The sequence below is a fragment of the Mycobacterium marinum genome (assembly GCF_003391395.1).
Classification (GTDB): domain Bacteria; phylum Actinomycetota; class Actinomycetes; order Mycobacteriales; family Mycobacteriaceae; genus Mycobacterium; species Mycobacterium marinum.
The window spans coordinates 4,261,638-4,280,857 of the sequence record NZ_CP024190.1 but is presented as its reverse complement, the minus strand read 5'-3'; the positions used below and the strand labels follow the sequence as shown (position 1 = coordinate 4,280,857).

Sequence of the window (19,220 nt, the reverse complement as noted above, 5' to 3'; positions counted from 1 at the left end):
GAGGTGAATCACCTTGGCCATCCACGCCGACGTCCTGGCCCGGCTCAATGAACGCGCTGCCGATCAGGTTGCCTCGCAACTGGAAGCGCGCTTCCGCGTTGCCGGCGAGCGTTCCAGCCAAGCGTTTTCGCAGGCGCTGACCGCGCGGTCGGCCATTGACCAGGCGGTCACCCAATTCGCGGCTCATGGCCAGCGTGCGGCGCGTGGCTTCGGCAGCGGCTTCGGCTCTGAACTGACCCGCGCGCTGCCGGTGGTCAGCGGCTTCTCGTCGGCCATGGCCGGCTATGAGACGGCCGCGGGTAAGTCGGGGGCGTTGGCTGGGCGCGCGTTCGGCATGGCGTTCACCACCGCGGCGGCCGGCCTGGTCGGCGCGGCGGGCTACACGCTATTCAAGGGCTTCGAGCGCTACGAGGCGATCGACGCGGCCAAAAACCGCCTGGACAACCTCAATCGGACGTTGACGGCCACCGGTAAGCAGGCTCTCGATGTCGGCGCGGTGATGGACACCGTGAATCAGGTGGTGCTGGATACGCCGTTCAAGCTCGACGAGGCATTCTCGGTGGCGACTCGCGCGCTGGCGTCGAGCACCGGCGATCTACAGCGGTTTATGACCGACGTATCGAATGCCGCGGGATTTACCGGCTCGTCGATCAGCGATATCGGCGACGCGTTCTTGAAGGTCGCCAACCAGGGCCACGTCTCCATGCAGGAGATCAACAACCAGCTTCAGCAGTTGCCCATCGTGCCATGGCTGGCCGACACCCTCACTGGTGGCGATGTTCCCAAGCTGGCCAAGATGATCCACGACAACAAGGTCGGGCTTGAGGCGTTGTTGACCACGGTCGAGCAGCACGCACCGGGATTCGCCAAGGCCATGAACAACACGGTGGCCGGCTCGATCGAGAACGTCAAGACGTCCATCGCCCGGCTTGGCGCCAACTTCCTGGGCGCGATATTCGGCAAGCCCGCCGAAGACGCCAATCAGCTCGTCGACATCATGCAAGCCCTACGCGAGCATATCGACGAGATCGGCGAATGGGTCTCTCAGCACCAGAACGATATTCGCGATTTCTTCAAGAATGCCGCGGCGATCGGCGGCGAACTGGTCGAGGTGTTCGGAAAAATCGCCAAGGCGCTTTCGGATCATCCGGGCCTGGTCTATGCAGTGATCGCCGCGTGGGCAGCGTTCAAGGCAGCCAATATCGCGGGGAATATCGCGGGGATCATCACCAAGGTCACTGCGCTCAATACGGCCATGGGCGCCTTGCCGGAGGCGGCATCAACAGCCGCGGCCGGAATGGGCACCGCCTTCGGTCCTATCGCGCTGATGCTGGCCGGGGTTGCCGCGGAATTCGGCGCGATCTATCTGGCTATCCGCAACGCCAAAATCGAGATGCCCGCCGGAACTGGCCTCCCGCCGGGGGCCACTACCCAACAGCGGCAGGTTTTCGCCCAGGGGGGCACTAGCGGCCTGAACTCGATTCCGCGCAGCCAGGGTGGCCTCGGGCCCGAGCCCGGCGAGCCCGGGTACGTCCCTCCGGGGTCAACACCGGGATCGGCGACACCGCCGCGGTACTACCCCTTCGGCCTCAAGGGCCCGTCCTACGTCTGGGTCCCGGGCAAGGGTTATCAGCCCGAAGGGTTTGTTGCGCCCGGCGCCGGCCCGTCCGGTAACCCGATCCTCGACCCCACCGGTGCCGCCGGCGGCGCCAGCGGCCCGCGCCTGCCTAAAGCGCCGGTGGTGCCTTTCGACATGAGCGTCCCGCCCGGAATTCCGGGCCTGCCGCAGACCGCGGCCACCTACAGCGCCGAGACCAGCTTCCTCGAGTCCCGCCACCGCCTGGCCGAGAAGCGCGCGCGGCTCAATCAGCTCGAGCACACGGCCAACGCCACGGCCGAGGACATCCTGGACGCGCGCAACGACGTGCTCGAAGCTCAGCGTAGCCAGCAGCAGGCCGAGATGCGCTTGGCCGAGGCGCGGCAGAACGAGCTCGAAAAGTACACCAAGCACATGCGCCAGGGTGCGGACACCCTCGGCCAGATCGGCGCGCAACTCGATCAGGACTTCGGTATCTCCAAGGGACTGGCGGGGATCGCGGAGAACATCACCAAGTTCATCGCCAATCTCGCGGCGGCCCCGGTGATCGGCGCGCTTTCGGGTGTACAGCAGGGTCTGGGGTACAAGCCGGGAGAGGCCGGCAGCGGCCTGCTGGCGATGGCCGCCGGGGCCGGCGCGTTCGGCCCCCAGCATCAGGTGTTGCCCTATGGCGGGCAGTATCCGTATGCCGCCGCCGGCATGCCCGTTGCGGGTGTCGGCATGCCGGGTACGCCAAACCTGGCCGGCGTCTCCTACGGCGTCCCGGCCGGCGCCAACATCTACAGCGGCCCGCACACCACCGATACTCACGGCGCGCTTACCCCGCGAGCTGCCGCCCTACGCTCGCTCATCAGCCAAATGTTCGGCGTGACCAACATCGGCGGCTACCGGCCGCCAGATCCGCCGTTCAATGAGCACTCGTCTGGTGAGGCGCTGGACATCATGGTCGGCGACAATGCCGCGCTCGGCGATCAGATCAACCAATTCCTACAGGACAATGCCGGACCACTCGGGCTCGAGTACAGCTTGTGGCAACAGCAGCAATGGACGCCAGGTCAGGGCCCCACGCCGATGGAAAACCGCGGCAGCGGAACGCAAAACCACCGCGATCACGTCCATGCCCGGGTGCGGCCCGGACCGCTCGCCGGTGGCGGCGGCCAGGTGGCCCCGTCAGGTTGGGGCGGCGGCGCTCCCACCGGTGGCGGCCCCGGCTGGTGGGGTGGCGGTACACCCGGAGCCCCAGGCGGCGGCGACTCGCCCATCCCCGGCGCCCCCGGAACTCCCGGCGTGCCTTTCCCCGGTACTCAGTCCCCGCTGGTGCCCGGCGGTGGCGGTCCTGGGCTGCCGGGGCAGGCCCGCGGGCCCATGACACCCGGGCGGGGCCGCATGCCTGGGCAGGGGCTGAACATCCCCAAGAGCGAGGGGATCGGCATCGGCGGGGGCCTTCCCGGACTTCTGCAGTCCGCCGTTCCCACGGCCATCAGCGCGGCAGGTGCAGCCGCTGGCATGGCGGCGCCCGGGGCCGGCGCCGGCGGTAGCGCGGCCGGGGCGATCATCTCCGCGGCTGCCCAAATCGGCATCGACGAAATCAACCGGGCTATCGGGTTTGGCGCCCAGGCCGCCGGTATCGGCGTTGGCGGACTGCTCGAAACGTTCGTGCCCAACGAGTCGGCGCTGGCCGACTTCTCCGGCGGCTGGTTCGGACGCATCGCCGGGGCGGTGGCCGGGGTCAACGCGCAGGTGCCGAACATCGCCGGCCAGGTCGGCCAGGCCATCAACGGCGCCACCGGCGGCCAGGGGCTCCCGCCGGGACTGACGCCCGAGCAGGTCGCGGGCAACCCCGACCAGCGCAGTGGTGACCAGAGCGGCGGCCAGGGGACAACGATCAACAACAACTTGACCTACAACAACAACTCGCCCATCCAGACAGAGGACCGCATGGGCGCAGACCTGTCCAACCATCTGGGGTCGATGTATCAGCGATGACCAGCCTCAGTGACATCATCCGCGTTCCCGAGGGGTTGACGCCGGCCGGCGAGTACCACCTCCGCGCCGGGCTACTGCCTCAGATGCACTACCACTCCTATGACGGTGGCGCCGACTTCCGCATGCTCGGCGGATTCGCCCCGCCCTGGTCGGACCCGCGCAAGGCCGCGGTCGTCGTCGAGAGCCTCAAGGGGCTCATTGCGCCGTGGCAGATGATCGACCAGAAGGGCGCCACCCAGCACGGAGTCACGCCTATCGGATCGCTGTTCGACCCGACGGAGGTCACGGCCGAACTCAGGTTCGTCGGCGACGACCCCAAGGACCGAATGGCGCTGGCACGCCTGTGGATCGAAGCAAATCACCAGCTCAAGACCGGCGAGCTAGCCTACCTCAACCATCAGTCCGGGCGCTGGTGGGCGCCGGTGCACTGGTTCAAGACGCCGCCGGACAAGATCATGTGGGCGGCCCAACACAGCCAGAAGTTCACCCAGGTCTGGCGCGCGCCCCGGGCGCTGTGGCAGACCTTCGACAGCATCGACTCGCTGAAAATCCAATTCGACGGCGACATCGACATTTTCGACTACACCGCCAGCCCTGGACTCGGTGCAGGATGGACTGTTGCGGAGTCCGGCGACGGTGGCGCCTATATCGAGGCGGACGGTAGTCAGGCGCTAGCCGTGGACGACTTGGGCGACCCCACAACGGGGCACGATTTCGTCTTCCGCCGGGTCGGGTCCACCACGGCAACCGACAACATGGTCGTCGAAATACACCTCGGACCAATCCGGGGAGTGCCGCTGCCGTACAACAGCTACATCGACATCTGGGGCCGGATGGCCAATAGCGGCACGGCCGGTGACGACGGTGTCCGGCTGCGCATCGGCATGGATAACACCTTCAGGCTCTCCTACTTCTCATCTGGCTCGGAAACGGTTCTGCGCGAGTGGACTTCAAGCCTGATACCACCTCCGCACACCTATTCGATATACCGCCTGGTCTGCGGATACGCCTCGGGCGCGCGCATATTCAAGGTGTTCGCCAACGGTGTTCCGCTACAGACCGTGGTCGAGTCCGGTACCGGATCGAGCGTCGGAAGCGGCTACCGCAGTGCTGGCTTCGGCTTCCACGTCGGCGCCACAGCCAGCGGCTACAACGTCCCGATAGGGGTGTTCCGATGGCTATTCGGCGACAACGCCTCATCGAGTAACCAGAGCGATTTTCTCAAGCTCATCAACCCCGGCGATCAGCCAATGTTCCCGCGCTACACCTTCTTTGGCCCCGGCACCTTCCAGGTGGCATCGGCGCCCGGAAGCAGCGATTTCGTGCAGTTCGGGCCGCTACTGGAAAACCAAATCATGCAGGTACGCACCAACCGCGAGCTACGCCCGGTCGTGGACATGACCTCGGTGGCGCCAACCCCGCAGCAACTAAACATCTGGCAAAAGGCGCTCAGCGACTTTCTGTCATTCGCCGGCGGCGGGGACACCTCGGCGTGGTTCGACCAGATCAAGTCCATCTTCGGAATCGTCCCGCCCCAAGGTCACCCATACTCCCTGCTGTCGGGCAGCTTCAGCGCCCCAATACCTGCCAAGCCCGTGGGTAAACCCCCTGTGCCGCAGTACATCGCAGCGTCGATCATCGGAGGAAACGCAGACTCCATGATCATCGCGGCGGGCACCCCCCTGCGGCGGTACCCACTCTGATGTCCAGGTTCCTGGCTCTGGTCTCGACCAGGGCAGCTTTCGGCTGCGCGGATCAGGCGTGACCGCCCCCGAGCCCCCTACCAGCGCCGAGCTGGCCGAACTCAACCACCAGCTCACCTACGGCACGCTCGAGCAACGTGCGGCGGCAGCCGACAAGCTGGCCGAGATCCGCGCTGCGGTGTCGATCGAGCCTGTGCACTACGTCAGCGACCGTCTCTGGAACCGCGTCGGCCCCATCGGCGGCGACCTGATGGAGAACTCCGGGGCCGACCCGCGCAATAACGTGCCGACGGCGACCATCAAGGTCAAGGGCGAATCGGATCTGGTCGAGCATTTCTACGGCTGCGAGCAAACAATGGTCGGCGTGGAAATGGAAGTCGGCGGCCTTGTCTTCCCGTTCTACGTTAAATCTCACGACTGGGAATATGAGAAGGGCGCCTACACCTCGACCCTGAATTGCCGGGGAATCTGGGATATTCTCAATTACCTGCAAATCTGGCCGGTGTGGTGGATGCCAATCCAGTTCCAGCCATTTTCGCACGCCGTATTCTTCGGTCCGCTGGTCACGGTCATCGAGAATATGATCAGCGAATGCGCAATACGCATTCAGTCAGGAATCAACGAATTTCTGAACAACGCCCTGTCTCTCAACCCGGACTTGCGGGCGTGGATCGGCACGCTGCTGCAGTCCAACGGCAACATCTTCACCGCGTTGAAAACGCCACTGTACGTGGTCAGGACCAACCCATTCCTAGATACCAGCCCGCTCTACGCCAAGACCGTGCGCATGGAGTCGTGCGGGACGGTCATCACCGAAATTACGCGGCCCTACGGCGTGGACGTGCGGGTTGATCTGTGGCGGCCGGGGATGCCACAGCCGGATCGGTGGGCGAACCTGACGCAGGTCACCTATGTCGTGACGGTCAAGGACCGATCGCAGGTTGAGGGGCCGACCAAGACGATCCTGGATTCGGCGCTGCGCACGGCCGTCGATATCCAGGGCTCACTGTTGGGCAACCTGCTGGCCCCGATCCTCAATCCCCAGGGGTACTACGCGCCCGAGGGCGTGTACATCGTTCCTCAGGTTGGCCTGAATTTCGGGCGCCCGCTGATTGCTGTGGTCGCACCCCGGCCGGGCGCGGAGGATCCGCGCTCACCCATCGTCAAGATGAAAGTTTCCCAGCACACACCGATGGGATGGAATCATATCGTCGGCGGAAAGAGCCCCCGGTGGCTCAATGATTTGATCAATGCCTTTCTGAGCTGGATCATCGACGCGGTTATGATTTTGGTGGGTCTGACCGGAATTCCATCGGACCTGCTTTCGGGGTTTCTCAACGACAGCATAATGGCCTTCCAGGTCATCCAATTATATGGCCGCCGCGCCGATGTCGGACCATACCATCCGGGCATAGAGGTATTCACTGCAACGAATTCGGCCCCCTACAATATCGAGGCCCTATTTTCGTTCATCATCGCGTTTTGGGATAGCCGGGGCTACACGGCGGGGCAGTTGGTTGTGCGCCATGGCGAAGTGATCGCCCTGGGTCGTGACATCGCTCGCGGCGGCCTCATGTCTCTGGTCTACAGCTCGGCCACCGGAGCGCAGCGGTTGTTTACTGACTATCTCGAGCTCATCTTCTGGAAGTTCAGCGCCACCGAGCGCGACCTGTTCTTGCAGATCGGCGACGGCCGCGGCGAATTGCCACCGATACCGCGCCTGCAGATGTTGGTGACCGGACTTCAGGAGATCGCCAACGTCATCATGCTCACCCCTAATTCGTAGGCAGGAGAACGCAGTTGACTTCACCATGGCCGACTATCACCTTCGGCGGCAAGGAGTACTGGCAGGTCTCCACCCTGTCTCTCATCGCCAAGGAGTCCGATCCGAATGCCGGCGTCTATTTTTTCGTCGGCACACCCGACGGTGGGATCGGCACCGTGGGACCGCTGGTGCAGGGGGCGCCCGGTAAGCACGCGGAGATTGACACCACGATCAGCTTCACCGCGTTGGAGCCCACGGACGCCACAGCGGATTCCGCCTCGTGGACCGAGATCACTCCGCCCGACGATGACACCCCTGGTGTGTACCAGCTCAATCTCGCGCTGCACAAGGGCGCGAAGGGCGACGACGGCAACACCGTGCTGGACCCCACCGACTACACGGCGGCGGCCACTCAGATACTCGCGGTCAACTCGGGCGCCACGGACTTCGAGGCGATCGACCAGAAGGTCTGTCAGGTCTACCGGCCGACCACGATCAGTAACACGGGCGCTGCGACGGCCAACAACACGCTGGCGACCGTGGCGATCGACGCCAAGACCTATGACCGGCGCTTGATTCCGTTTGCCTACACCATCGTCACGGGCAACACGGGATCGGATGTCACGGTCGATCTGCTGGCCCGCATCGGCGACGCAAGTACCGGCGACATTATCGGCCGCTGCCCCGGCCTGGGTGGAGCCAAGGACCGGCTCATCCTGGTTCCGGCGTTGCCCACCAATGAATTCGATTACGAGCTGCTGACAGCCACGAACACGACCAACGTCTATTTCCGGGTCGAAAAACAGGGCGGTGCTGACGATTACACCACGAGCTCCACGACCACCCGTGTCGGCGTCCTGGCGGTGCCCGTCTGATGACTGAGCAGCCGCCCACCTGGGCCACCGCGATTCCCAACTACCCGGTCCACAATCTGCCGGCGCCGTCGTGGCAGCCGACGCTGCCGTTCAGTTGGGCGCAGCTACAGCAGATCGTCCCGGCGCTGGTCAATGAGTTCCTGCGTCAGGTCGCGGTTGCGCTGGGGGCCATCGAGATTTTCGGGTTCAACCCGGTTGAGGCGCTCATCCAGATCGGCGAGCTGATCGAGGATGCGCAATCCAAGTTCAACTCGCTGATATCCGGGCTCAGCGCCGGGGATATCAGCGGGGTAGTGACCGCGGTGAGCGCTGGAATCACCAACGCGCAGAACGCGGTTACGGACGTGGCAGCCATCATCTCTAGCGCGGCCGTTTCGACGGCGGCGCAGGTGGGTGCCGCGCTTGCCGGCGCGGTGGACGGTCTCGATGACGTGGTGGACAACGTCATTGGTGGTGCGACTTCGGCGGTGACGACTTTTGGGCAGGCGTGGGAGGGCGCGTTCGCCGGGTTCCTGAACGGGATTAACGGGGGGAGCGCATCGACTGCGCAGACCTCGGCAGTGTCGTCGGCGATGGCGTCGCAGCGTGAGGTGATTGTCGGCATCTCAACAGCGGTCGCGCAGTTGCAGGCTGCGGCAGCAGCATCGGGGGCGAGCGGCGTGTTTGGTGGAGATGATTTCGAGAGGGTTGAGGCGAGCTCCCTTGGCGGCACTGGGTATTGGACGGAAACCTACTCGGGTGGCGACAGCTCGGATGGCTATATCGCCATCGCTGACGGGCATCGGGCCGCCTGGGTGATTGGTGATCCGGTAACCAGGTCGGTGTTCTGTCGTCGCACCGCCACCGACGACCAGTACACGCAGACGAATTATCAGAAGATTGTTTGGACCGTTGGATTTTCGGGAGGGTTGCCAAAATCTGGTGGAGATTCGCTCTGGTTACGACTCTACGCCAGGGTGAGCGATGATCAATCAGAGTATGTCTTTGCCGAAATCAAGACGGTAATGCCCCAGGAGCGCTTTTGTCAGTTCGGGTATAAAAACGGTGGCAGCGAAACGTATATCGGAAGTCCGGTAAGCCTTGGGACATATGTTGGTGCTGGGGAAACGTTTTCTTTGTGGGCTGGCGATCCCGATGTTGGTGAGCGACAATTCAGGCTGAAGCGTGGCGGGACAACGGTTTTGTCCTGGGATGACAGCAGTACAACATATGCGGCGCTGGGGTCCAGCAATCTTAGTTGGGGTTTTGGCGTGCAGGCGGCACTGAATTCTGCCGAGTCAGATCAGGCTTATCCGCCAACGCTGGATTCGATCACGATCGCCGATAACGGTCCCGGCGCTTTCGATTTCGCCAGCCTGCCCGCCGCGGGCAACGCTGGCCGCACCTACTGGTGCGAGGATGTCGGGCTTACCCTGCTCGACGACGGAACGGACTGGCGGCGCGTCTGGGGGGGGCCGCTCGGGTACTTCACCGCGCCGCCGTCGTCGGGTTGGTCGGCGGTCAACGCTGGATCAACAACCTGGGCCGCGAACAAAGACGCCATGCTGTTCACCGCGCCTTCCGATGGCACCGGTTCTTACCACCTGCAAGTCCGAACCCTCACGCCGAGTTCAAACTACACTGCCAGATTCAATGTGGAGTTGACGGCGATGGACGCGGCCAGCACCGATGCGTGGGCCATGGGAATAGTCCTGCGCGAATCGTCGAGCGGTAAATTCGTGACACTCGAACTCGTCGTATCTAGCAGCGCATTCGGCTCCGGCGCTTTACTGCGCGCCGCAAAGTGGACTAACACGAGCACATTCTCGGCCGCCTACAAGTCCCGCTACGTGCAGTTCCTTTCGGGCGGTATCCCGAACTGGGTGCAATTTCGCGACAACGGCACCACCCGCTTCATTGAGTACTCCCACAATGGCGTTGACTACCAAACGCTTTATTCAGGCGGCCGTACCGACTTCTGCACACCAGACCAAATCGGGGTCGGTGTCTTCAACGCCAACACCGGATACACCAACTATCTACGCTTACGATCGCTAGACGGAGTCTCCTAATGGCCGCACCCTACACCAACCAGGCCGGAACCTGGGTGATCACAACACCACTCGCACCACCAAGCGGGCTGGTCAACACCTATGCCGGCGGGTGGGTGAGCCGCGGCGGTGTCTTCGCCGCAGCCGTCTCACACGTCACCGCCGTCACCGACAACATCACCGGCTACGACGAAAACGATGATCCCGTATTCGGCGACGGCGTCAACATCCAAGTCGAAGGCGTCGGCTGGCTCACCATCGACGGCACCAGAAACCAGATCGCCGCGCTACTCGGACTAGGACAATGACTAGTCCGAGTTTCTGCCCGTTTTGCGGCTGCATCATCGGCCGCCTAACGCTCCGCGAACGCGCCACACGCGCACTCCTGCAAGCCATTTCACGCCTAGCCAACGCCAAGAGAGAAAGGGCAAAACGATGAGAGCACGCGTCCTGAAGTTCGTTTTGAAGCTGGTCATCAAATACCTGCAATCTCACCCCGACCTGATTCCGGGTGAGGTGGACAACTGGCTGGTGGCGCAGCTCGCCGGGGCGCTTGGAGTGTAGGCCTTGCCCAGCGAAAACGGTTGGGAGCCCGCGAAGGCCGATCCATCCGCGACTGAGTGGGTAGGCATTCCGGGTGCCGATGTCACCCTTCAGCTTCTCAAGGGATGGCCTTTGGTGATCATGCGGGCATTCGCGGCTGACTTCAACACCTACGTTGAGCCGTTGCGTGACCCGGATTCAGCCTCGTGGACTCCAACGAACTCGGTGCCCACGTCCAACCATCTCAACGGCACAGCGATGGACCTGAACTGGAATACTCACCCTTTCAAGGTCCGCGGAACTTTCACCCCAGATCAGATGGGCACAATCCGTGAACTACTGAGCTTCTATGAGGGCACGATCTATTGGGGCGGCGACTGGACCGACCCAATAGACGAAATGCATTGGCAAATGGGGTATGACACTTTCGGCAACGCCAAGGTGGGGGATTTCATAGCGCGAAAGATTCGGGCCGATGGATTCTCGACTTTCCGCCGAACGGAATCGCCGGGCAGCGCCGACTCCGTCCAGGTGCTATCGGAGGTCATGGGCGCCAGGCTCAGCCTCGAGCGATACGGCCAGCTGCTGCCCGCGGTGGTCGAGTCGCTGCGGGCCTGCGAATGCGCCACGGTCGACCGGATCGCCATGTGGTGCGCGCAGATCGGGCACGAGTCCGGCGGCCTTTACTACACCGAGGAGATCGCCAGCGGGGCCGCCTACGAAGGCCGGGCCGACCTGGGTAACACGCAGCCCGGGGACGGCGTCCGGTTCAAGGGCCGTTCCTGGATCCAGATCACCGGCCGATCGAACTACACCCGGCTATCACTATGGGCGCACAGTAAGGGCCTAGTCCCGACCTCGACCTATTTCGTTGATCACCCGGAACGGTTGGCGGCCGACGAGTATGCGGGCTTGGGGGCGGCCTGGTATTGGGTGGTGGCCCGCCCGGACATCAACGCGCTGGCCGACCGCCGCGACCTGGAGACGGTGACGCGGCGCATCAACGGCGGCACCAACGGGTTGGCTGACCGCCGGGAACGCTACAACCGTGCCCTTGGCATGGGGGATCGGTTACTGGCATTGACGGAAGGGGATGACGAGTTGAGCAATACCAAACTTTATGCGTCGCAGTCGATTTACGCCACGCCTGGTGAGGGGGCGCGATGGACGGTCGGTCAACTGGTCCGAAACATCGACGGCATGGTTCACCCGCTCTATGTCGAGGCTGCCGCCCGGTTGGGGGACTTCGCGGAAATCGCGCGGGTGGCGCGCACCGCCAACGGTCAGGGGGTCGACACCGATTCCAACGTCGTCGCCCGGGCCCGCAATCTGATCGCCGAACTCAGCGAGTCCCACCCCGACATGATGCGCGCGTTCCTCGCGCAGAACGGAGCCGGACAGTGAAATACGATATGGGAACACTGATTCGCGCCGCGGTGGCCGGGGTGCTCGGCGCGGCCGGCGCCGCCGCCACCGGCGGACAGGGGGCGGACCTGGCGGCGCTCGACCTCGGGCAGTGGCTGACCCTGGTAGGCACTGGGCTTATGTCGGCCGGCGCACTGCTCACGCCAGCGAAGAAACCCACGGCCAACGACAAGGCCGTCGCATCCGTGCAGGATGTGGTGGCCAAAACTTCCGAGGCGCACGAGAAGCTGACCCAGCAGGCCGTTGACAGCATTCAGCGGGTCAAGGACGCGGTGGGCAATCTGGGCGCCGTACTCCCGGTGCCGCCGGCTGTGGTGGCTGATGCGGTGTGGCAACGTCCGATGGGACAGCTTGGTCAGCAGGTGTTGGATGCGGTGATCACAGCAACCCAGCCGGGTGGTGAGGCGAAGTGATGCCGGTCGGCACCGTTGGGCATGTCGCCACCGAGGCGGCGGCGCCCAGTGGTGAGAGTTGGACAGCGGTCGCTATTTCCCTTGTCACCACCCTCGGCGTTCTGGTCGGTATCTATCTCAAGCAGCGCGCCGAAATCGCCAGCGTCCGCGGCGTCGCCGAGAAGGTCGATCGCCAGGTAACCAACCAGCACGGCGACAAAAACTTGCGCGATCAGCTCGACGTAATGCACGGGCTCCTCACGCAGATCGACCAGAAGCACAGTAGCCACTCCGAACGCACTGATCGTGCGATAGGGGAGCTGCGTAGCGACGTCGACCAGCTCAAGCGCAGGAGGCCAAGGCTGTGGCCCAATTTTCTAGGTTGATAATTGCCTTCGCCGGCGCCATCGAGCCGGATTGCGTCTGTGGCTGCCCGCATGCCGATCATCAGCCGGTCGTCATGTCGGTGCCGCTGAAACCCCGGGCGCCGCTGTATCCGATCCCGGCCGGTCTGGTCAATTGCATCTCAACCACCCGTCCAGGCGCGACTTATGACCGACTCGGATGTCGCTGCGGCTGCGGTGACTACCTCGCCGACTCGGGGCCCTGATGCAGCCCCGCGACTATGCCTGCCTGGCGCTGGCCGCCGGCGTGGGTGTGTGGGATTTCCTGGCGCCGCCGGGGCAGACGATATCCGAGGCCTGCGACGACTATCTGATTCGTCGGCGCGCGGCGACCGAAGTGGGCTTGCTGGTGCTGTACCTGCATGTGGCGAATAAGCTGCCCGAACGGGTCGACATCGTGCATTGGATGTTTGTTGGGCTCAGGCGAATAAAAGCGACCATCCCGCCTACCTTGCGGAAAGCCCAGGGGCTCTTATCGGCGGGATGGAACGTTTAGGCCAGGATGCACCGCTAGATGTGATGACTCAGGTTGATCGGCGCCCCATCGTTGCGCACCCCAAATCCGAAGCCCCTCCCCGTCGGCTCGATCGGCGGGGGAGGAAACCCGCAACCGTGGTGCGCAAACGTCGCATCATCCCAATTGGGCGCCAGCCGGATCTCGGCGTAGTCGCCCTTGGCGAATCCCCGACCGCACGTCACACAGCGGGTGTCGTTTCGTAGGCGCGCGCCGCGGGTCTTCCCGTCGGTCGTCATCTGTCCAACGAAGTCGACGCCACCCCCGGTGGCCACCACGTCCGCGATGAAGCTGATATCTGGCACGGTCTCGAAGTTCGGATCAGGCATTGCCTCTCCTTAGTTTTTTCTCCGCCCCCGGCGGCCTCAACAGGTCAGCCGGGGGGCTTCCGGCGTTTCCGGGCCCATTAGCGCGGCCAACGCCTCGCTAGTCTCCCGTTCCAATTCCTCGCGTTCCTTATTGCCGCAGCAGAATTCGCCCGCGACCGACCTAGATAACTGCCAAACGTGCTCAATGGCCTCGTCGCGCGTCATCAATCCTCCCGGTGCATAGTGGGCAGTCTGTTGGCTCGAATGGCCACACTGGCTTCGGTCCTGGCGGTTCCCAGTCGGACATCACTGCTGTGCACACCACGCCGGTGCATCGGCCGCAGCACACGCAATGCATGCCGGTGCCCATCCGCACCGTGTTCACGCTTTCACGTGTCCAACCATTGAGCCATGGTCGCTGCGCCGTTGACTCAAAAGCCGCGCGCGCGGCCTCATCGGCGGCCAGGCGTATGGGCCGCATCGTCTTGTGCCCGGCGCTCGCGTGCGCGACCGGCCATGCGCGCCTCCCACGAATCCTCGACGCTCATCCGGCACCTTCCTATTTCTGAAGGACACCGACATACTGGGGACAGTACACGTCTATCGTCGCACCAAGAATAAACCTGGACTTGAACTCCCCAAGGTCATTCGCACGCATAATCGTCTGGATAACATCGGCCAGCGAGGCCCCGTTGGCCAAGGCGCCACAATACACATGGGCCGCCGCTATGGCCTGCTCCCGATTACGGATGACGATTCCCATCCCGCTATTCCCGATTCTACTCAGGTAGCGATCGTCATCCACCCGCGCTGGCGTTACCGGCGTCGGCGAGTCGACACGATCCCGGCCAACGCTTGGCGGCGACCCGTGTCCACCCAGGGAAACATACCCAAAAATCCCCGCTGCAACTGCAAACACAATAAGAGCCGCAACGGTCACCATTAACCCCTGTCGGCGTCCAGATGATTCGGCCAACGGTTCGACCTCGTCAGACCATGCCAATCCAATTGCATCGGTGCGCGTCACGTCCGGCACAATCGCCGTCTCGTAATCTTCACCGCACGCTGCGGAAGTATCGCTTGCCGCATCTTGGTCGGCCATGAGCAATAGCTTAAGGCGACTGCGTGGGTACGGGCAACGCCTCACCCGCGCCCCACGTAGGGTCCACCGTAGGGTCCACCCGTTCGTGCAATATGTAGTTCTACCTGTGCCCCCGGCACGACAACACGTTACGCCGGTTTCTGGCTCTCGGGTGTCACAGTGACGAAACCCTCCCCAATGGATGATGCCACGCCGCTGCTTCACTCACCGACCTGATCTCGTCTGCTGCGACCGCGGTGTACCGCTGAGTCGTGGCCACACTGGCGTGCCCGAGCGCCTCCTGGACGGCGCGGAGGTTCCTTGTACCCGCATAGCCTCGCGTCGCATACCGATGCCTGAGCTTATGCATCGACCAGCCCGCCGGCATTGCCTTGCTCACGAGGTGCCCGACACGGTCGGGGCTGATATGGCCGTTGATCTTGCCGGGAAAGAGAAATCCACCCGTCGGACAGGCACTCGTGATGCCGGCCGCGAGAGAGGGGGTAATCGGTACCACCCGCTGTTTTCCACCCTTGCCGTGGACGATGAGCTGGGCGCCGCCGTTGGCCTGGATCAGGTCATTGGTGTGCACCTGGGCCACCTCGGCGCGCCGCAGGCCTGCTTCGCAGGCGAGGCGGGCCATGAGTAGCGTACGGGAATCGGCGCTTTCTAATATGTGGCACCAAATTTCGTCGGTCGCCGGCCGCGGGGCGCTGGCGGCGGCCCTGACAACCGGCAGGCCGGTTGTCGGGTCGTCGCTGACGATCTTGTTGTCGAGACACCAGCGGTAGAACGATGCGAGGCTGGCCCGCAGGCTGCGCCGGTATTCAGTCGAGGACTCGGGCCTGCCCAGGATGGCGAGCAGGTGTAGAGCGGTGACGTCAGCGGGTGTGTCTGTTGCGAGTTCGCGTGCAACAGAACGAATATGGGCACGCCGCGTGCGCCTCGTCGCCGGTGACGTTCCGGCGGCGATCAGCCATGTCAACCAGCCATCAATGGCCGTGTCCCACGCGTCCGGCAGGGAGAATGAAAGAGCGTGTGTGAGGCTCATGGCGGCGCTAAACCTCCTATCAGAAATTAACGCGGCGTTAACCCAAGTTGACGATAGAACCGCGGTGTTTGGGCAACAAGCGACCAGACCTCTAATCTGGGGATTACAGGCTAGTAATTTAATACCTTCAGTTGTCTAACTGTTGCCCTCGGCAACCTCCCTCAAGACCAGCGGTTTCGCCAATCCCATGGACGGAATTAGCGCCAACTGTGAACTATCCAGCAAACTGGCAAATGATATCTGAGCTCACGCAACAAACCTTAGAGCGAAGGGTTGGAGGTTCGAGTCCTCCCGGGGGAGCCAAGATAGTTAGACGGGTCGCTTGATCGATTGACCGGCATTCCGCGGACATCGCCGCTACCCGTTAACCCGCTGCGAGAATCACCGTTCAGGTAATGGGTGCCCGGCGAAGGCGGGCGACCAGTGGGTAGAGCTGGCAGCCCAGGCAGATACCGAATGCCGCGTTGAGGAAGGCCGCGAACAACGCCAACGAGGTCGCGACGACGCCCCACAGCGGTACCCCGAGGGCAAAACCGACGACGCCGGCGGCGGCGAAAACCAGTCCGACCAATTGGGCGAACCGCAGTGGCGGCACCGGTTCGAGTTCCCGCGCCGGTCCAAGTCGCGCAGCGGCGAGTTTGGCGAACAGGAATCCATAGGGGCTGCGCCGTGGACCCCGCAGCGCGGTGACGGCGAAGATCATGGTCTGGACGCCCAGGATCACCGCTGCGGCCCGGGGGCTGGCGATGGAGACGACCAGGGTGAGGATCAGGACCATCGTGGTGATCCACGCGGCAAATCGCGGGCCTCGTACATCCACTTGACTTGGATGGCTGGGCATCTGGCCGCTCCTGTCCGACGGTGGCGGTTAGCTGAGCAAGGGGATCAGCGTTGCCCGCAGGTCAGCTACCTTCGGGACACCCGCGGTGCGGTATCGCTGCCGCCCGTCGGTGTCGAAGATGAAGGTAGTGGGTAACGAGAGCACAGACAGCCGTTTCGCCGCGACCGGATTCGCGTCGATGTCGACCTCCACGTGTGCGACATCGGGTAGCTCCTCGCATACCTGATTGACCACGCGGCGCACCGCGGCGCAGGGCCCACACCAGTTGGCGCTGAAGTGCATGATGGTGGGCCCGGTTTCAGATAGGCCAAGATCCGAGGTGTCCTGGTGCGCGCGGTCGGTCGAGGGGCCGGTTTCGCGCAACACTCCCGCGCGGCGATTGACCGTCAGCCCGATCGCCGATGCCCCGGTCAGGGCCGCGACGATCGCGGAGGCGGCTATCAAAGTGGTGCTCATCGGCCAATCCTCAGATCGAGAAGTCTTCGCCGTGCCACACCCCGGCCTCCGGCGGCCGGATCACCCGCGCGTTGGGCGGGCGGTCGTCGACCTGCGCCTCCAACCTGGCCACCCTGGTCAGCAGCGACTGCAGGCTGACCCCCACCAGATCGGGTAGTAGCGAGTCGTCGTCTCCAGACGGCCCCTGGCGGCTGATGACCTGTCCGGGCACCCCCACCACCACCGCACTCGACGGGACTTCTTTGACGACGACGGAGTTGGCGCCGACGCGGCTGTCGTCGCCGATCTTGATCGGGCCCAGGATCTTGGCGCCCGCGCCGATGATCACTCGGTCGCCGAGAGTGGGATGGCGTTTGCCGACGTCGGTGCCGGTGCCGCCGAGGGTGACACCGTGGTACAGCGTGACGTCGTCGCCCACCTCTGCGGTCTCACCGATGACAACCCCGGTCGCGTGATCGATGAACAGCCCGCCACCGAGTACGGCCCCGGGGTGGATATCGACACCGGTCAGGATGCGATTGATCTCGCCCAGCGCGCGCGCCACCAGACGGGCGTTACGACGCCACAACCAGTGGCTGATCCGGTGTCCCCACACCGCGTGCACGCCCGGGTAGCAGAAGATGACCTCCAGCGTGGTGGGCCGGGCCGGATCACGCTGTCTGGCGGCCTGGATGTCGCGTCGTATCTGGGTCAGCATGGTCACTCGCTCAGATCCGCGAACAACACCGTGCTCAGATATCGCTCGCCAAAGTCGGGTAGGACGACGACGATGAGTTTCCCGGCGTTCTCCGGCCGGTGGGCTAGCTCGCGCGCCGCCCACACGGCCGCGCCCGACGAGATGCCGACCAGCAGTCCTTCTTCGGTTGCCATCCGTCGGGCCAGCTCGAGCGCATCGTCGTTGCCGACGGTTATCACCTCGTCGACCAGGGCGAGGTCGAGCACCGGGGGCACGAATCCCGCACCGATGCCCTGGATCGGGTGCGGTCCCTTCTGTCCACCGGACAGCACCGGGGACGCCGCCGGTTCCACGGCAACAAACTGGGCCGAAGGCCTGCGCTGCTTGATGACCTGGGCAACTCCGGTGATTGTGCCGCCCGTCCCGACTCCGGATACGAAGATGTCGACCTTGCCGTCGGTGTCGCGCCACACTTCTTCTGCGGTCGTGACGGCGTGGACCGCCGGATTCGCCGGATTTTCGAATTGCTGGGGGATGAAGTATCGGTCGTCGGTCTTGGCCAGCTCCTCGGCTTTGGCGATGGCGCCCGCCATGCCCTCCGCGCCGGGGGTGAGGACGAGCTCGGCGCCGTAGGCGCGCAACAGCATGCGCCGCTCGATGCTCATCGTGTCCGGCATCGTCAGCACGCACTTGTAGCCGCGTGCGGCGGACACCATGGCCAGCGCGATGCCGGTGTTGCCGCTGGTCGGTTCGAGGATGATGGTGTCGGGTTTGATCAGACCGGCTTTCTCGGCCGCATCGATCATCGCGACCCCGATGCGGTCTTTGATGCTTCCGGCTGGATTGAACGATTCCAGTTTGGCGACGACATCGGCCGCTGCGCCGTCGGTGACCCGCCGCAACCGGACCAGCGGCGTACCCCCAATCAGCTGGGTGATGTTTTCTGCGATGGTCATTGGCAGTCTCCATCGGTGTCGGCGTCGCCCGCGGCGGCCACCCGGGTGCGGTCGAACTCGGTTGTGGTGGGAGCAGGAGTCGTTGGCCAAACTGGGAGTCGGTGCGTGGCGCCGGCGGCCGCCTCGGTACCGGGGCGCCCGACGCGGCCAGTGCCGCTGAGGCTCAGGGGGATTGGCGCCCGTGGTTGGTCCGAGAAAGCGGAGCCGGAAGCGGTGGTGGGCTGGTCGAGTTCGCCGACGTCCGGGCCGGTACAAGTGCGCGGGTTAACGGCGGGAAACGCTGAGATGTCCTGCCGGACAACGCCGTTGCCCGGTTTTACCGCCACTCGCGCGGCGGCCGGGCTCATCAGATGGTGGTAGCGCGGTGTCCGGTCCGCCCGGGCTTTGCGGTTGGGTACGGATAACACAGTCATAGCGGGGTTGGTCTTCCTGAAGACTTTGGTCAGCTTGCGTCACAATCCATGAGGCGACAGAGGCGACGATTACTGGACGGTCAGAACGCGTCAGGAATCAACAGCAACAACAACAGTCCACGGCGGGGCAGCGCGTGAGGACAAAGCTCAGCTGTGCGGCCTGTTGCATGGCTCTACTATAAGGCATGCGGGTATTCCGCCTGT

At 63.9% G+C, this 19,220-nt stretch carries 19 protein-coding genes; 11 read left to right on the top strand and 8 right to left on the bottom strand.

Annotation, left to right across the window (positions count from 1 at the left end):
* The first annotated feature begins 13 nt into the window (after positions 1–13).
* The 11 genes from CCUG20998_RS17715 (at position 14) to CCUG20998_RS17670 (ending at position 13,216) form a co-directional block, all read left to right on the top strand.
* Positions 14–3,583 carry a VldE C-terminal domain-containing protein gene (locus CCUG20998_RS17715; RefSeq protein WP_103653848.1) on the top strand — a complete coding sequence of 1,190 codons (3,570 nt, stop codon included), beginning with the start codon at positions 14–16 and terminating at the stop codon, positions 3,581–3,583.
* Positions 3,580–5,286: a DUF7257 domain-containing protein gene (locus tag CCUG20998_RS17710; protein WP_103653847.1), complete on the top strand. Its 1,707-nt coding sequence runs from the start codon at positions 3,580–3,582 to the stop codon at positions 5,284–5,286. The genes CCUG20998_RS17715 and CCUG20998_RS17710 overlap by 4 nt, the downstream gene beginning before the upstream one ends.
* Positions 5,287–5,344: 58 nt before the next feature.
* Entirely contained in the window at positions 5,345–7,072 is a 1,728-nt protein-coding gene (locus CCUG20998_RS17705; RefSeq protein ID WP_103653846.1) for a hypothetical protein, read from the top strand.
* A gap of 14 nt (positions 7,073–7,086) precedes the next feature.
* Entirely contained in the window at positions 7,087–7,926 is an 840-nt protein-coding gene (locus tag CCUG20998_RS17700) for a hypothetical protein (RefSeq protein WP_103653845.1), read from the top strand.
* Positions 7,926–9,977 (top strand): DUF7257 domain-containing protein, encoded by a 2,052-nt coding sequence (locus tag CCUG20998_RS17695; protein ID WP_103653844.1) that lies wholly within the window; start codon positions 7,926–7,928, stop codon positions 9,975–9,977. The genes CCUG20998_RS17700 and CCUG20998_RS17695 overlap by 1 nt, the downstream gene beginning before the upstream one ends.
* Complete coding sequence (locus CCUG20998_RS17690; protein ID WP_103653843.1) at positions 9,977–10,264, top strand: hypothetical protein; 288 nt, start codon at positions 9,977–9,979, stop codon at positions 10,262–10,264. The genes CCUG20998_RS17695 and CCUG20998_RS17690 overlap by 1 nt, the downstream gene beginning before the upstream one ends.
* Positions 10,265–10,391: 127 nt before the next feature.
* The gene (locus tag CCUG20998_RS28980) at positions 10,392–10,520 is read left to right on the top strand and encodes a hypothetical protein (RefSeq protein WP_258036752.1); all 129 of its coding nucleotides are present in this window, start codon (positions 10,392–10,394) and stop codon (positions 10,518–10,520) included.
* Between the two features lie 120 nt (positions 10,521–10,640).
* Entirely contained in the window at positions 10,641–11,903 is a 1,263-nt protein-coding gene (locus CCUG20998_RS17685) for a M15 family metallopeptidase (protein WP_197720194.1), read from the top strand.
* Positions 11,900–12,337 (top strand): hypothetical protein, encoded by a 438-nt coding sequence (locus CCUG20998_RS17680; protein ID WP_103654754.1) that lies wholly within the window; start codon positions 11,900–11,902, stop codon positions 12,335–12,337. Before CCUG20998_RS17685 ends, CCUG20998_RS17680 begins: the two co-directional genes overlap by 4 nt.
* Positions 12,337–12,702 carry a hypothetical protein gene (locus CCUG20998_RS17675; protein WP_103653840.1) on the top strand — a complete coding sequence of 122 codons (366 nt, stop codon included), beginning with the start codon at positions 12,337–12,339 and terminating at the stop codon, positions 12,700–12,702. The genes CCUG20998_RS17680 and CCUG20998_RS17675 overlap by 1 nt, the downstream gene beginning before the upstream one ends.
* Positions 12,703–12,925: 223 nt before the next feature.
* A complete protein-coding gene (locus CCUG20998_RS17670; RefSeq protein WP_181005675.1) occupies positions 12,926–13,216 on the top strand; it encodes a DUF7427 family protein in 291 nt (96 codons plus the stop codon).
* A gap of 14 nt (positions 13,217–13,230) precedes the next feature.
* Here CCUG20998_RS17670 and CCUG20998_RS17665 read toward each other — a convergent pair whose 3' ends face one another.
* The 8 genes from CCUG20998_RS17665 to CCUG20998_RS17630 form a co-directional block, all read right to left on the bottom strand.
* Complete coding sequence (locus tag CCUG20998_RS17665; RefSeq protein WP_103653839.1) at positions 13,231–13,563, bottom strand: hypothetical protein; 333 nt, start codon at positions 13,561–13,563, stop codon at positions 13,231–13,233.
* Positions 13,564–14,101: 538 nt separating this feature from the next.
* Positions 14,102–14,644 carry a DUF732 domain-containing protein gene (locus CCUG20998_RS17660; protein ID WP_103653838.1) on the bottom strand — a complete coding sequence of 181 codons (543 nt, stop codon included), beginning with the start codon at positions 14,642–14,644 and terminating at the stop codon, positions 14,102–14,104.
* Between the two features lie 154 nt (positions 14,645–14,798).
* Positions 14,799–15,674 (bottom strand): tyrosine-type recombinase/integrase, encoded by an 876-nt coding sequence (locus CCUG20998_RS17655; RefSeq protein WP_103653837.1) that lies wholly within the window; start codon positions 15,672–15,674, stop codon positions 14,799–14,801.
* Positions 15,675–16,062: 388 nt separating this feature from the next.
* Complete coding sequence (locus CCUG20998_RS17650; protein WP_036456272.1) at positions 16,063–16,515, bottom strand: DUF4395 domain-containing protein; 453 nt, start codon at positions 16,513–16,515, stop codon at positions 16,063–16,065.
* A gap of 27 nt (positions 16,516–16,542) precedes the next feature.
* Positions 16,543–16,971: a thioredoxin family protein gene (locus CCUG20998_RS17645; RefSeq protein ID WP_020730348.1), complete on the bottom strand. Its 429-nt coding sequence runs from the start codon at positions 16,969–16,971 to the stop codon at positions 16,543–16,545.
* Between the two features lie 10 nt (positions 16,972–16,981).
* Positions 16,982–17,668 carry a serine O-acetyltransferase gene (gene cysE / locus CCUG20998_RS17640; protein ID WP_015356454.1) on the bottom strand — a complete coding sequence of 229 codons (687 nt, stop codon included), beginning with the start codon at positions 17,666–17,668 and terminating at the stop codon, positions 16,982–16,984.
* 2 nt (positions 17,669–17,670) lie between these two features.
* Positions 17,671–18,603 (bottom strand): cysteine synthase A, encoded by a 933-nt coding sequence (gene cysK, locus CCUG20998_RS17635; protein WP_012395269.1) that lies wholly within the window; start codon positions 18,601–18,603, stop codon positions 17,671–17,673.
* Positions 18,600–19,016, bottom strand: a complete 417-nt coding sequence (locus tag CCUG20998_RS17630) for a hypothetical protein (RefSeq protein ID WP_036456274.1) — start codon at positions 19,014–19,016, stop codon at positions 18,600–18,602. The genes cysK and CCUG20998_RS17630 overlap by 4 nt, the downstream gene beginning before the upstream one ends.
* Positions 19,017–19,220: the final 204 nt, after the last annotated feature.